Origin of the sequence: Thermodesulfomicrobium sp. WS (assembly GCF_027925145.1) — a bacterium.
Taxonomy (GTDB): domain Bacteria; phylum Desulfobacterota; class Desulfovibrionia; order Desulfovibrionales; family Desulfomicrobiaceae; genus Thermodesulfomicrobium.
Window position 1 is genome coordinate 1946855 of sequence record NZ_AP027130.1, and the last position, 13515, is coordinate 1960369.

Below are 13515 nucleotides of genomic sequence, written 5' to 3' on the forward strand. Positions count from 1 at the left end.
TATGTTGGCGTCCCACCCGGACGCGAAATCTTGCGGGCCCCCGCCTTAGCTGTTGAGGCGCCAGAGCTGCCCATTGAGCACCGCGGCAAAGCTCACCCAAGCCCAATACGGCGCAAGCAGCCACGCGGCCAGCGGACGAATCTTCCAGAAGGCGATCATGGTCGCCACAATGGCGAGCCACAGCAGCACAATGTCCACCAACGCAAGATCCGGCCGGTGCAGTCCAAAAAAGAGATATGACCACAGGGCATTGAGGACGAGCTGAAACTCAAAAAGCCCCAAGGCCACGCGTGCCGCTGCGAATCCCGCCTCCCGCCACACCAGCCAGGCGGCGATCCCCATCAGCAGGTAGAGCAGCGACCACACCGGGCCAAAGACCGCATCCGGCGGGGTCCAACTGGGTTTGATAAGTTCGGCGTACCACGGGCCAGGGACAAAGCGCGAGCCAATCCAGCCGGCCACAAAGGGCATGGCCACCCAAAAAACCAGCCCGATACGCGCATACCTAGTCGACATGACTCCCCCCATGAAAGCACCTCAAGGCCCCAAGGCGTACCCCAAAGCACACCCGCGCCCCGGTTGGGAACTCTACGAATTTTCGGAACGCAGGGCCGCCCGCGCCCCGACGATCACACGCAGCGCCGAACGCAAAAGGAACCACACAAGCCCGGAAGCCACAAGAATATCGGGCCACTTGGATCCAGTGAGCCACACCCCTCCGGCCGCGACGAATACCGAAATGTTGGAGACGATATCATTGCGCGAGCACTCCCACACCGAGCTCATGTTGATGTCTTCATGGCGGTGCCGCCACAAAAGATACAGACACACCGCATTGGCCAGCAGCCCGAGGACGCTGAATGCGCCCATCACCTCGAAGATGGGGACCGTGGGGACAAAAAGCTTGTACAGTACCTGGGCGAGCACCGCGCTCGCAGCCCCGAAAATGAGCATCCCCTTGAAGAGGGCGACCTTGGCCTTGGTGGTATTGCTGCGGGAAACCGCGTACAGACTGAGGGCGTAGGTCACCGCATCGCCAAGATTATCCAGGCTGTCGGCCAGGAGCGCGGTGGATTTCCCATACAGCGCTGCGACCAAGATCACCAAAAACATCAATGCATTGATGCCGAGCACCATGAGCAACGTCCCCCGTTGCCGCTGATGCAGGGCATCGATGGCGCAGCTGCCTCCACAACACCGTCCCATTGGTTTCTCCTCGTATTCCGATTGGGTACATGCCCATCAAACGCGCCGTGCCCCAGCCGGATGCAGCGGCTGCCACAGGCCGCGCCGTATGCGGATTTCTGCACCCCAGGCACCTTGTCAAGCACCTCCCGGGGGAAGGCGTGCGGGAGGACTTGGATTTGCACGCCTCCTGGACTATACGCTGTTTTTCGCCAGAACGCTTTCCTATCCGCGCTTCTTCTCAGGAGGAACCATGCTCGCCATCCTCGACTACCAGGCCGGCAACCTCACCAGTGTGCGCCGCGCCTTGGACCATCTCGGCATCCCCTGCACCGTCACCGCCGATCCGAGTACGCTTCGCGCCGCCCAGGGCGTCATCTTCCCTGGAGTGGGCGCTGCGGGCTCGGCCATGGCCCACCTCACGGCCACGGGCCTAGGCGACCTGCTCAAGGACCTGGTCGCTGCCGGCAAACCCCTTTTGGGCATCTGCCTGGGGTGTCAGATCGTCCTTGCGGCCAGCGAAGAGAACCAAACCACGACCCTGGGGATCATCCCCGGCCGCTGCCAGCGCTTCGACCCCAGCTTGACCGACGAAGACGGACATCCCATCGCCATCCCGCACATGGGATGGAACACGGTGCGCCTCACCCAACCCTGCCGGCTCTTTGACGGCATCGATCCGGCCAGCGAATTCTACTTCGTGCATTCCTACTATCCGGTACCCGAGAGCCGCTACGTCATCGGCATGACCCACTACGGCCTCGATTTCTGCTCCGTGCACGGCAAAGACGGGTTGTGGTCCGTGCAATTCCATCCGGAAAAAAGCGGCCGCCCTGGCCTCACCCTGCTCTCCAACTTCTTTGCCTACTGCCAGGAGGTCTCCCATGCTCAGTAAGCGCGTCATCCCCTGTCTGGACGTGCGCGACGGCAAGCTCACCAAAGGGGTGCGCTTCCAAGGCAACGTGGACATCGGCGACCCTGTGGAAACCGCCCGCCGCTACTACGAAGAAGGCGCGGACGAGATCGTCTTCTACGATATCACCGCCTCCCACGAGGGCCGGGGCATCATGCTGCGGGTGGTGGAGCAGGTGGCGGCGCAGATCTTCATCCCCTTCTCCGTAGGCGGCGGCATCAGCACCGTGGCGCAGATGCGCGATGTGCTCCTGGCCGGGGCCGAGAAGGTGTCCGTGAACTCCGCGGCGGTGAAAAATCCGGCCATCATCGGCGAAGGGGCCGCGGCCTTCGGGTCCCAATGCATCGTGGTGGGCATGGACGTCCTGCGGGTGCCGGCGACCCCAGAAATCCCGTCCGGCTATGAGATCGTCATCCACGGCGGACGCAAACGCACCGGCATCGACGCCCTGTGGTGGGCCCAGGAGGCCGAACGCCTGGGGGCAGGCGAGCTGTGCGTCAATTCCATCGACGCCGACGGCACCAAGGATGGCTACGAGCTCACCCTCACCCGCAGGATCGCCGATGCCGTGCGCATCCCGGTCATCGCCTCAGGCGGGGCCGGGACCCCGGAGCACATGGCCGCAGCCGTGACCCAAGGCCGGGCCTCGGCGGCCCTCATTGCCTCCATCGTGCACTACGGCGAATACACCATCGCCCAGTGTAAGGAGGTCATGGCCCAACACGGCGTCAAGGTACGCACCGTGTGGTAGCCGAGCGCTCCAAGGCGGCGTACACCCGCTCCATGGGCAGACTTTGACGAAGCACCTGCGCCAAGCGGTCCAGGGCGGCGTTCACGTCGTACACCGCCCCTGGCCCGCGGGGCGCAAGCCCCAAACGAGCGCGCCAGCCATCCACCAGATGCCAGCGGAAGGGGTCGGCGTCGAAGAGGCCGTGGAGATACGTGCCCCACACCCGCTCGTGCCCCCAGCCGATGACGGTGCCGTCCGGCCGCACCACCACCGGCGTCACTTCCCCCAGCGGCCGGGTGCGGCCGTGGTGGATTTCGTAGCCGCAGAGCTCCAGGCCGCTGGGCAGGTGGCGGGCGGCGGTGGCCACCAGCTCCTTGGCAGGGGCAAACACCGTCTCCACGGCAAGCAGCCCCAAGGGCCGGGCCGGGAGGCGGCTCTCCACGCCCTCGGGGTCCGCGATGGCGGTCCCCAGCATCTGCAGCCCCCCGCAAATGCCAATGATCTCCACACCGCGGCGTACCGCCTGCTGCAGGGCCGCGGCCAGACCGGAAGCATGGAGGAACTCCAAATCCTGGGCCACGCTGCGTGAGCCCGGCAGGATGATGACGCACGCCCCCTCCAGGTCTTCCGGGGTGCGGGCCCGCACCACCCGCACATCGGGCTCCAGCCGCAAGGGATCCACATCCGTGACATTGGCGATGCGCGGCAGATCCACCACCGCCACGGTGACCGGACCTGCGCCATGCATCGCAGCCGCCGCCTTGAAGGCCACCGAGTCTTCGTCCGGAAGCCCCACGCGGTCCAGGTAGGGGACCACCCCCCACACCGGCCGCCCGGTAAAACGCTCCACGTAGTCCATGGCCGGGAGAAGAAGGTCCTGCCTGCCGCGAAACTTGTTCACCACAAAGCCGGCGACCAGGGCGCGCTCCCACGGTTCGAGCACCTCCATAGTGCCCACGAAGGACGCAAAGACCCCGCCGCGGTCGATGTCGCCCACCACGAGCACTAAGGCGCCTGCGTGCCGGGCCATGCGCAGGTTGACCACATCGTGGGCCTTGAGGTTCACCTCGGCGATGCTGCCGGCGCCTTCGAGTAGCACGGCCTCGGCCTCGGCAGCCAAACGGGCATAGGCATCGGTGATCACGGGCCAGAGTTTCTCCTTGGCCCGGTGGTAGCCGGCCACGTCCAGATCCGCCCAGGGTTTGCCCAAGACCATCACCTGGGAACCCGTATCCGTACGCGGCTTGAGGAGCACCGGGTTCATGCGCACGTCCGGCGTGCGGCCGCACGCTGCCGCCTGCAGGGCCTGGGCCCGGCCCATCTCGCCGCCATCCGGGGTGACCGCGGAATTGAGGCTCATGTTCTGGGCCTTGAAGGGGACCACCCGCACCCCATCCTGCCACAACACCCGGCAGAGCCCGGCCACCAGCAGGCTCTTTCCCGCATCGGACGAACAGCCCGCCACCATGAGGGCCGGGGTGCGGCGCACGCGCCCCGGGCGGCGCACCCCAGCGCAGCACTCCAGCGCCTCCACCAGCCGGGCGTGGTCTTCGGGGCGGCGCACGGCCAGGCGCACAAACCGGTGATCCAGGCCGGGGACGGTACCGCAGCCGCGGATCAGGATGCCTTGGGCGGCCAGGTGCTGCACCACGGGCCGGGCGTCTGTGGCAAGTTCGCAGAGCACGTAATTGGCCTGTCCTGCGTACACCCGCCAGTGAAGACGGCGCGTGAGCTGCTCCACCAAATCCTGCCGCCACCAGGCCAGCGTACGCGCCGAGTCCTCGGCAAAAGCGACGTCGTCCAGGGCCGCCTGGGCCACAGCCTGGGCCGGGCCGCAGACGTTCCACGGAGGCAGCACCGCTTCAAGGCGGCGGACGATTTCCGGGTCCGCTGCTGCAAGCCCCACCCGCAAGGCCGGGATGGCGTACATCTTGGTGAGGGATACGAGGACGACCACGTTGGCCTGGCCACCGGCCACCAACCGCGGCGTGTGCGGGGGCAGGAAGTCGGCAAAGGCCTCGTCCACCACGAACAGGCTCGCCGGGTGCCGCGCGGCAAGGGCCGTCACGGCCGGCACCGGCAAAGGCAGCCCCACGGGGTTTCCCGGATGCCCCAGCATCACCAAGGCCGGACCCGCCACCAGCGCCCGCTCCACGGCCGCAAGATCCACCGCCAGCCCCGGCCCCGGCGGCACCAACTCCACCGTCATGCCCGCAGCCGCCGCAGCCCGGGGGTAGTCGCTGTAGCACGGCACCGGAATCACAGCACGGCCAAGCCCAGCCACCCGGGGCACGGCGAACACCAGCTCCGAAGCGCCCGCCCCCACCACCAGGCGCGCCTCGTCCACGCCGTAGCGCCGTGACGCCGCCTCGCGCACGGGCTCCGCCCGCGGCCAGGGGTAGTGCTGCACCGCATCGAGGCTGCGCGCCACCACGGCCCGCAGCCACGAAGGCGGCCCCAACGGGTTGATGCTGGCGGAGAAGTCCAGGATCTGCCCCACCCCGCATCCCAAGGCCCGAGCCGCGGCGTGGACCGCACCGCCGTGCGCAAGCACCCTGTCCTCCCTTAGTGCACCGTAGTGGAACTATGCTGCTTGACCTGATTTTTCAGGCTCTGCTCCATGTGCTTGGCCCCTTCTCCCTCGCGCCACTTCTCATAGACGTGCATCCACCAGTCGAAGCCGTAGATCTTCTCCATCAACTGGTCCTCGTGGAGCTCCACCCAGGTGTCAAAGAGGTACATCTCCACTTCAAAATCTTTGGAATCCAAGACGTTGGGCACCGTATTGGGCGCGAACTTCTTGCCCTCCACATAGAGCTGGAGGTACTCGCCCACGGCCTGCTGCGAAAGCTGCGGCGACAACGGCTCTTCCTGGAGCCGCTCCACCAACTCCCACATCTCCGGAAACGAGCGGCGCATCTGCATCTCCTGCTCCGGGGAGAGGACGAGGCGCAAGCCATCCTCCGCTTCTTGAATAAAATAGTACCGCAGCCAAAACTCAAAATGAAACACTTTCGCAACTTCGCGCACCGCAGCTTTGGGAACACTCATGGCATATCTCCTTCAAATAAATCCACGAAAAAAAACTCCAACAGCGCCTTCTGCATATTGACAACAGAAAACTTTGTTCCTAGCAATCCGTATATGTTCATCGACCCACAATAGGAGGACCGACCTATGGAAGATTATCTCAAACAGGCTCTGGAAATCGTTAAAGCACAAGCCAGCGTGCGTACCATGACCGAAGAAGAAATCACCTCCATGCTCAAAAAATTGACCACGAGCATCCGTAACGTGGCCGTGGAAGCAGCTCCTGAAGAAGGAGAGCTGGTGGAGGGGATGGACCCCAAGAAGGCCATCCGCGAAAAGTCCATCACCTGCATGGAGTGCGGAAAGACCTTCAAGGTCCTCACCAAGCGCCATCTGGCCACCCATGGCCTGAGCCCCAAAGAATACAAAGAAAAATGGGGCTATAAGAAAGACACCTCCCTGGTGGCCAAGTCCCTGGCCCGCGACCGCCGCAAGAAGATGCAGGACATGCGGCTGTGGGAAAAGCGCGGCATCGCCAAGGCGTCTGCCGAGTAATCTATCCCTCCGTGGCGCGGTCGGCATCCATGCGCCGCGCCACCTTCACCACCCGTACCTGGGCCAAATCGAGGTCTGGGTCCACCGCCCGCAGCACCCAAAGCGGGCTCGCATAGCCTTCCACCTGCCAGGAGAGCGTCACCACCCAGCCGTTCTCCACGTCCCGCACCGCCTGCACCACGGCGCGCACGTCCACTGGCCGCGATCCCCGTTTGGAAGGCTTTTCCACCACCCATGACGAGGCCGCCGCCAGCGCCGCCCACTGCTCGGCCAAACGCTGGCGCGCCGCCGGGTCCACACACGTGACGGCAAAGTCCTCTTCCACGGCCTCGGCCATTTTGCCGGTAAGCGGCAGCGGGGTCACCTCCACCACGCGCATACCGGTGGGCAACTCGGCGCTGACCGCCTCGGCCATGGTCTGCGGTGCCACCTGCTCCCGGGTGAAGATTTCCATCTCCTCGCAAAGGCTCCCCACCCCCACCGGCAGGGCCCGGGCAAAGGACATGAGCGGCGCAGGATGAAACCCGGCGCTAAAGGCAAGGGGCACCCGGGCGCGGCGAAAAGCCCGCTCAAAAAGACGCTGCAGCTCCAATTGGCTCAGATATACGGCCGGGCCCAGGACGCTATAGCGCATACGGAAACGTGCTGCACGCACCGTGAGGTCCACCTGCTCCACCGCCGGAGCCGCGGCCGCGGTCTCGGTTTCCGGCTGCAGGCGCGGGGCGAGCGCCCCGTCCTCTCCAGGACAGACCCCGCAGGCCCGGCAGGCGCCGAAGCGACAATCAGGCGTGGTCTTGCCCGCCAGGGCACGCGCCCGCTCGCGCAGCAGGAATTCCCGTGTGACCCCGGCACTGAGATGATCCCATGGCAGCGGGGATTGCGGGTCGCGCGCGGCAAGGTAGGACTCCGGATCCACGCCGCAAGCCGCAAAGGCCTCCATCCAGCGGTCGAGTTGTAAGTGGTCTTCCCAGCTGGAAAGCACGGCCCCGCGGGCCAAGGCCGCCTCGATGACCGGCGCCAAGGCCCGGTCTCCACGGGAGAACACGCCCTCCAGAAAGGTCATGGCCGGGCTGTGCCACTTGAGGCGCACAAACTTGTACGGCCGCACCGCCTGGCGCAAGAAGGCCAGCCGCCGCTCCACCTCGGCGCGCGAGATCTGCGCCTCCCATTGGAAGGGCGTATGCGCCTTGGGCACAAAAGGCGATACCGCCGCCGTCACCTGCAGGCGCTTGCGCGACGGCGCAGTCTCCGCCACCTTGCGGCACAAATCGATGATGCCGAGCAGGTCTTCATCGGTCTCCGTAGGCAGTCCAATCATGAAATAGAGTTTCACCTGCTGCCATCCGCAGGCAAACGCCTGGGAGGTGTGGCGCAAAAGCGCCTCTTCGGTGATGCCTTTGTTGATGACATCGCGCAGCCGCTGGGTCCCGGCCTCGGGGGCCAAGGTGAGGCCGGTGCGCCGGATACTGGCCAAAAGGGCCATGAGCTCGGGCGGCACGGACCCCACCCGCAGGGACGGCAGGGCGATGGACACCTGCTCCGCCCGGCACCGGGAGTAGGTTTCGGCAAAAAGGCGGGTGAGGCCGGTAAAGTCTCCGGTACTGAGGGACAAAAAAGACACTTCCTCGCTCCCGGTAGCCGCCAGCCCGTCCTCGATGAGCCGCGTGACCGTGGATACGGTCCGTTCGCGCACCGGCCGGTAGATCATGCCTGCCTGGCAAAACCGGCACCCACGGGTGCACCCCCGGGCGATCTCTACGGTGAGGCGGTCGTGCACCGGTTTGCCAAAGGGCACGATCTGCTGCGTGGGGAAGGGCGCGGTGTCGAGCTGCGGCAGCGCACGCTTGCGCACCACGCCGGGGCCCTGCATGCGGCCGCTGGCGTCTGGGGTAAAAAATGCGGGGACGTAAAACCCAGGCATCCCAGAGAGATGCGTCAAGAGCTCCTGCCGGCTCCAACCCGCGGTCTTGGCCTGATCCACGGCGCGGGCCAGATCGAGCACCGCCTCTTCCCCGTCACCCAGCACCATGACATCCACAAACGGCGCCAAGGGCTCGGCATTGAACACGCAACCGCCGCCAGCCACCACCAGGGGATGCTCGGGCCTGCGGTCCGCAGCGCGCAGCGGGATACCCGCAAGCTCCAGCATCCACAGCACCGTGGTATAGCACAGCTCGTGGGTGAGGCTCACCAGCACCGCGTCCAACCGCCCCAAGGGGGTGTCGCTCTCCAGCGTCGCCAAGGGGACCTGACGTGCGCGCAAAAGCGCACCCACGTCCGGGCTGGGGGCAAACACCCGCTCCGCCCAGATCCATGGCTGCGCATTGAGCACCCCGTACAGGATGCGCTGCCCCAAATAGGACATCCCCACTTCATAGAGATCGGGAAAGGCCAGGGCCACATGGACCCGCACCGCGGCCGCATCCTTGTGCACCGCACCGATTTCGGTGCCCAGGTAGTGGCTGGGCCGGGAAAAAAGAGGGAGGAGTTCTTTCATGAGCCAAAGACGAAAAAAGGGTGGGCCGGGCCACCCTTCTCGGCGCGAAGACCGTCCGTGCCTTATTTGATGATTTTCCCGAAGTCCGTAACCTTGCCGCCCAAACCAGACAAATCCAGGCTGCCTGGGGTCGCCAAGGTGAGGTTGCTTGCGGCTTCCAGGTACTTGGTCTTGAGCTCTTCCGGCACGGACTTGTACTGGTAGAGCACATGGCGGCCGTCGATTTCCCCTTCTATTTCCGTATCAAAGGGATAGCCAAAGGGGAGCAGGAGCATCTGCACCCCGCCTTGGGCCGTAGGCAAGGTCTGGAGCACCGCCGGATCCTGCAACACTTCCCGCTCCGCGTTCCACTTGCCCAGCACCATGTCGCCGTTTGCCAACTTTACAAGCCGGATATCGTATGCCATGCGTTTGCCTCGCTTTTTGAGTTTCCAAACACAAGATTGTTTTCTCTACGGAAGGCCGCTTCCCCCTGTCAAGGAACGCCATGAATCTCCTGGACGCTGTGCTCATTGCCATTGCCACCGTCTTTACCGTGCGCGGGGTGCTGCGCGGCCTGGTCCTCGAGGTCGCCTCCCTGGCAGGCATCCTCGTCGGCTTCCTGGCGGCCAGTTCCAGCTACGAGCTTTTGGCCCCGTGGGTCATGCGCACGGCGCACCTCGGGGAAGGCGCTGCCCGCTGTGCCGCCTTCGTCCTCCTCTTGGCCGCCACGGTACTCCTGCTCCATGGAGCCGCCCGCCTGCTGCGGGGTTTTTTGCGCCTCGTATCCCTCGGTTGGCTGGACCGACTGGCCGGCGGGGCCATGGGGTTTGCCAAGGCCGGTGTACTGGCCTGTGTGGCGGTGCTGCTCGTGACCGCCTTCGTCCCGCCACATACCGATTTCATCGCCACCTCGCGGCTTGTCCCCCTCATCAACAAGGCCAACGAAGCCGCGCTCCAATATCTTGTCCCGGAAGACCTGCGCCGCCGCTTTGAAGCCGGCAAATCCGCCCTGGAGCGGCTGCGGAAACTTCCCCAAACCCTCGAGGAGATGCTCCATGGCTCCTGATCTCAGTGCGCTGCTTGCAGTCATCGATACCTTGCTCGGTCCTTCGGGCTGCCCCTGGGACCAGAAACAGACTCCCCACACCCTGGCCGAATACCTCTTGGAAGAGGCCTGCGAACTGGTGGACGCCATTCGCAGCGGCGATGTGGCGGCATGCGCCGAGGAATGGGGAGATACCCTCTTCATCCTCCTCTTCATCGGCCGTCTGCTGGAACGCGAGCTGCCCGATTTTCTCGCCCATGCCACCCGTGAGGCCGAGGCCAAGATGATCCGCCGCCATCCCCACGTCTACGGGGAAGCGAGCAAAGAGATGACGAGCATCATCGCCACCTGGGAGCGCATCAAAAAGGCCGAGAAGGCGGAAAACGGCACGCCTCAAGGGGCCTTGGACTCGGTTCCCGCCTCCCTGCCGCCCCTTGCCCGGGCCTACCGCATCCACTCCAAAGCGGCGCGGCTGGGCTTCACCTGGGCGAGCGACCGCGAGCAAGAGCACAAGCTGGAAGAAGAGTGGGCGGAATGGCTGGCGGTGCGCGACGGAGAAGACGCCGGGCGCAAAGAAGAAGAGTTCGGCGACTACCTCTTCAGCCTCGTGGAGCATGGCCGCCGCCACGGCATCAAGGCCAATGCCGCCCTGCACCGGGCCATTGTCAAGTTCCTGCGGCGCTTTGCCCACATGGAAGCGCTCGCCCGCGCCCAAGGCAGCCGTCTGGAAGACCTGTCCCCTGCCGCCCAAGACCAGCTCTGGAAGCGCGCCAAGCGCGAAATCGGCTAATCGTAGCCCATGTGCCTGAGGATCTGGGCGAGCACGCCCGCGGCATCCGTCTGCCCGGTATCGATGCAGATCGCATCGGGCGCCGGCCGCAGCGGGGCAATGGCGCGGTTGCGGTCCTGGTCGTCGCGGATGCGGATCTGGGTAGCCAGGCGATCTAGATCCGCATCCATGCCCATGGCCTGGAGTTGCGCATAGCGCCGCTGGGCGCGCACCATGGGATCGGCATCCAAAAAGAACTTGTGGGGTGCCTGGGGAAAGACCACCGAGCCCATATCCCGCCCTTCGGCCACCAGGCTCACATCCGCGGCAATGAGCCGCTGGCTGCGGCGCAAGAATTCGCGCACCGCAGGGATCCGCCCCATGTGCGAGGCCCAGAGCCCCACTTCCTCGCTGCGGATGGCCGCAGGCACCGGCACGCCGTTGAGCAGCAGCGTGGAATGCTCCCCGGTGTCTTCGAGCTCGAAGTCCATGCGCGACAAGGCCCGCAGCAGGTCGTCCTGAGGCAGTTCCCACGCCCCCTCTCCCAGACTCCAGGCCACGGCCCGGAACATGGCGCCGGTATCCAAGTAGGCGATGCCCAGGCGCTGGGCGAGCATGCGCGCCACCGTGGTCTTGCCCACCCCCGCCGGCCCATCCAAGGTCACGATGAGACGACTCATGGCCGGCCTCCCCAAGCGCACCTGCCAAGCATCCATCCGATCATGCCAGCACCTCCTCCAGGTGACGGATCAAAAGGCGGTTTTCCGCCGCCGTGCCCACGCTTACCCGCAGCCATTGCGGCATGCCGTAGCTGGCAAGCGGCCGGATGATGATGCCGCGACCTAGCAGCGCATGGAAGACCTCGTCCGCAGGCTTGGGCGGACAAAACATGAGAAAATTGGCCTGCGAGGGCCGCGGCGAACACCCCAGCCGCGAAAGCTCCTCGAAGAGATAGGCCCGCCCTTCCAGGACCACCCGCCGGGTCTCTTCCACAAAGATCTCGTCCTCCAGGGCTGCAAGCCCGGCCTGCTCGGCGAGCACATTGACGCTGAAGGGGAGCTTGACCCGCAAGAGGAGGTCCGCCAGCTCTGGCGCCATGACCCCAAAACCCAAGCGCAGCCCTGCCAGGCCGTACATCTTGGAAAAGGTGCGCAGGACCACCAGGCGCGGGTGCGCCGCCACCTGTGCAAGCACCGTGTAGTGCTCCATGGGGTCGGCGAAGTCCACGTACGCCTCGTCCACCACCAGCAGGGTGCGGCGGGGAAGGCGGGCAAGGAGGTCCAGCACAGCCGCTGCCGGCACCGCGTGGCCCGAAGGGTTGTCGGGATTGGTGAGGAAGACCAGCGCGGTATGCTCCGTGGCTGCGGCCGCCAAGGCATCCAGATCGAAATCCAGACTCTCGGGCAGCGGCACCTGGCGCAAGGGGATGCCCGCAAACCGGGACTGGGTCTCGTAGATGCTAAAACACGGCCGAAAGGCGAGCACATGGTCTTCCCCGGGCCGGGGGACCACCCGGATAAGGAGGTCGATGATCTCATCCGAGCCGTTGCCCGCCACCACCATGGCCGGGTCCACCCCCACATGCCGGGCGATGGCCGCACTGAGCCGCGGGGTGCCTGCCTGGGCATAGCGGAAGGCCAAGGGTGCGGCCCGGCGCAAGCGCTCCTGCACCACCGGCGAAGTCCCCAGCGGATTTTCATTGCTGGCCATCTTGATCACCTGGGAAAGGCCGTACTGGTCCTGAATTTCCTCGATGGAGCGGCCCGGCACGTAGGGCCGAAAGGCCTCCACTTCCGGGCGCACACAAAGTCGGTCCATGCATGCTCCTTATGCGCGGCGCGCAAGCAGCGCGTCAAAATAGGCTACGGTTCGCTCAAGCCCCTCCCTGAGGTCCACAATGGGCTGCCAGCCCAAAAGCTCCCGGGCGCGGGTGATGTCCGGACAACGGCGCTTGGGGTCGTTTTCCGGCAGCGGCAGGTGGCGGATGCGGCTGGAAGAGCCAGTAATGTCAATAATGATGCGCGCCAAGTCCCCCACCGCGATCTCTTGGGGATTGCCGAGATTGATTGGCCCGATACACTGCGGGGCCGAATGCATCAGTCGGATCAGTCCCTCCACCAGGTCATCCACATAGCAAAAGGATCGCGTCTGGCTGCCATCGCCATAGATGGTGATGTCCTGCCCGCGCAGGGCTTGGACGATAAAGTTGGAGACCACCCGGCCGTCGTTGGGGTGCATCCGCGGCCCGTAGGTATTGAAGATGCGCGCCACCTTGATGGCAACCCCATGCTGGCGATGGTAGTCGAAAAACAGGGTTTCGGCGCAGCGTTTGCCTTCGTCGTAGCAGGCGCGGGGCCCGATGGGGTTCACATGCCCCATGTAGTCTTCATGCTGCGGATGCACCTCGGGATCGCCATAGACCTCTGAGGTAGAGGCTTGCAAAATCCGCGCGCCGGTGCGCTTCGCCAGTCCCAGCATGTTGATCACGCCATGCACGCAGGTCTTGGTGGTCTGCACAGGATCGAATTGATAATGCACTGGCGATGCGGGGCATGCCAAATTGTAGATGAAATCCACCTCCACGTAGAGGGGAAAGGTGATATCATGCCGTAAGAGCTCAAAGCGCGGATGCCCGAGCATCTTGTGGAGATGATCTTTTTGGCCGGTATAGAAATTGTCGCAACACAGGACATCGGCGCCGGCTTCCAACAACCGCTCGCAGAGATGGGAACCGATAAATCCCGCGCCCCCTGTCACCAGCACCCGGGGCCGCACCAAATCTTGCTGTGGTCCTCGTCGCATGATGTGC

General features: G+C 64.9%; 14 protein-coding genes. 5 read left to right on the forward strand and 9 right to left on the reverse strand.

Annotated elements, in window-relative coordinates; genetic code table 11:
- Positions 1-45: 45 nt before the first annotated feature.
- Positions 46-516 (reverse strand): TspO/MBR family protein, encoded by a 471-nt coding sequence (locus tag QMF81_RS09355; protein WP_281750542.1) that lies wholly within the window; start codon positions 514-516, stop codon positions 46-48.
- Positions 517-588: 72 nt separating this feature from the next.
- The gene (locus tag QMF81_RS09360; RefSeq protein WP_281750543.1) at positions 589-1206 is read right to left on the reverse strand and encodes a cation transporter; all 618 of its coding nucleotides are present in this window, start codon (positions 1204-1206) and stop codon (positions 589-591) included.
- A gap of 232 nt (positions 1207-1438) precedes the next feature.
- Between QMF81_RS09360 and hisH the strand changes: the two genes are divergently transcribed.
- Positions 1439-2080: an imidazole glycerol phosphate synthase subunit HisH gene (gene hisH / locus QMF81_RS09365; protein WP_281750544.1), complete on the forward strand. Its 642-nt coding sequence runs from the start codon at positions 1439-1441 to the stop codon at positions 2078-2080.
- Positions 2070-2849: an imidazole glycerol phosphate synthase subunit HisF gene (gene hisF, locus QMF81_RS09370; protein WP_281750545.1), complete on the forward strand. Its 780-nt coding sequence runs from the start codon at positions 2070-2072 to the stop codon at positions 2847-2849. Before hisH ends, hisF begins: the two co-directional genes overlap by 11 nt.
- Here the strand turns inward: hisF and QMF81_RS09375 are convergent.
- Together QMF81_RS09375 and QMF81_RS09380 are read right to left on the reverse strand one after the other, a co-directional pair.
- Entirely contained in the window at positions 2827-5382 is a 2556-nt protein-coding gene (locus QMF81_RS09375) for a cobyric acid synthase (protein WP_281750546.1), read from the reverse strand. The genes hisF and QMF81_RS09375 overlap by 23 nt on opposite strands.
- A gap of 11 nt (positions 5383-5393) precedes the next feature.
- Positions 5394-5879 carry a hypothetical protein gene (locus QMF81_RS09380; protein WP_281750547.1) on the reverse strand — a complete coding sequence of 162 codons (486 nt, stop codon included), beginning with the start codon at positions 5877-5879 and terminating at the stop codon, positions 5394-5396.
- A 126-nt stretch (positions 5880-6005) separates the two neighbouring features.
- Here QMF81_RS09380 and QMF81_RS09385 point away from each other — a divergent pair, with 126 nt between their 5' ends.
- On the forward strand, positions 6006-6413 hold the full coding sequence (locus QMF81_RS09385) for a MucR family transcriptional regulator (RefSeq protein WP_281750548.1): 408 nt from the start codon (positions 6006-6008) through the stop codon (positions 6411-6413).
- Position 6414: 1 nt separating this feature from the next.
- On the opposite strand, the gene QMF81_RS09390 is transcribed toward QMF81_RS09385, so the two are convergent.
- The gene (locus QMF81_RS09390; RefSeq protein ID WP_281750549.1) at positions 6415-8910 is read right to left on the reverse strand and encodes a TIGR03960 family B12-binding radical SAM protein; all 2496 of its coding nucleotides are present in this window, start codon (positions 8908-8910) and stop codon (positions 6415-6417) included.
- Positions 8911-8972: 62 nt separating this feature from the next.
- On the reverse strand, positions 8973-9317 hold the full coding sequence (locus QMF81_RS09395; protein WP_281750550.1) for a hypothetical protein: 345 nt from the start codon (positions 9315-9317) through the stop codon (positions 8973-8975).
- An 80-nt stretch (positions 9318-9397) separates the two neighbouring features.
- On the opposite strand from QMF81_RS09395, the gene QMF81_RS09400 reads away from it, so the two are divergent.
- The gene (locus QMF81_RS09400) at positions 9398-9958 is read left to right on the forward strand and encodes a CvpA family protein (RefSeq protein ID WP_281750551.1); all 561 of its coding nucleotides are present in this window, start codon (positions 9398-9400) and stop codon (positions 9956-9958) included.
- Complete coding sequence (gene mazG, locus QMF81_RS09405) at positions 9948-10727, forward strand: nucleoside triphosphate pyrophosphohydrolase (protein WP_281750552.1); 780 nt, start codon at positions 9948-9950, stop codon at positions 10725-10727. The genes QMF81_RS09400 and mazG overlap by 11 nt, the downstream gene beginning before the upstream one ends.
- Here mazG and cmk read toward each other — a convergent pair.
- The 3 genes from cmk to QMF81_RS09420 are packed head-to-tail and all read right to left on the reverse strand — an operon-like array spanning position 10724 to position 13508.
- Positions 10724-11386: a (d)CMP kinase gene (cmk, locus tag QMF81_RS09410; RefSeq protein WP_281750553.1), complete on the reverse strand. Its 663-nt coding sequence runs from the start codon at positions 11384-11386 to the stop codon at positions 10724-10726. The genes mazG and cmk overlap by 4 nt on opposite strands.
- A 40-nt stretch (positions 11387-11426) precedes the next feature.
- The gene (gene hisC, locus QMF81_RS09415; protein ID WP_281750554.1) at positions 11427-12524 is read right to left on the reverse strand and encodes a histidinol-phosphate transaminase; all 1098 of its coding nucleotides are present in this window, start codon (positions 12522-12524) and stop codon (positions 11427-11429) included.
- 9 nt (positions 12525-12533) lie between these two features.
- Positions 12534-13508: a UDP-glucuronic acid decarboxylase family protein gene (locus QMF81_RS09420; RefSeq protein ID WP_281750555.1), complete on the reverse strand. Its 975-nt coding sequence runs from the start codon at positions 13506-13508 to the stop codon at positions 12534-12536.
- Between the last annotated feature and the right edge of the window lie 7 nt (positions 13509-13515).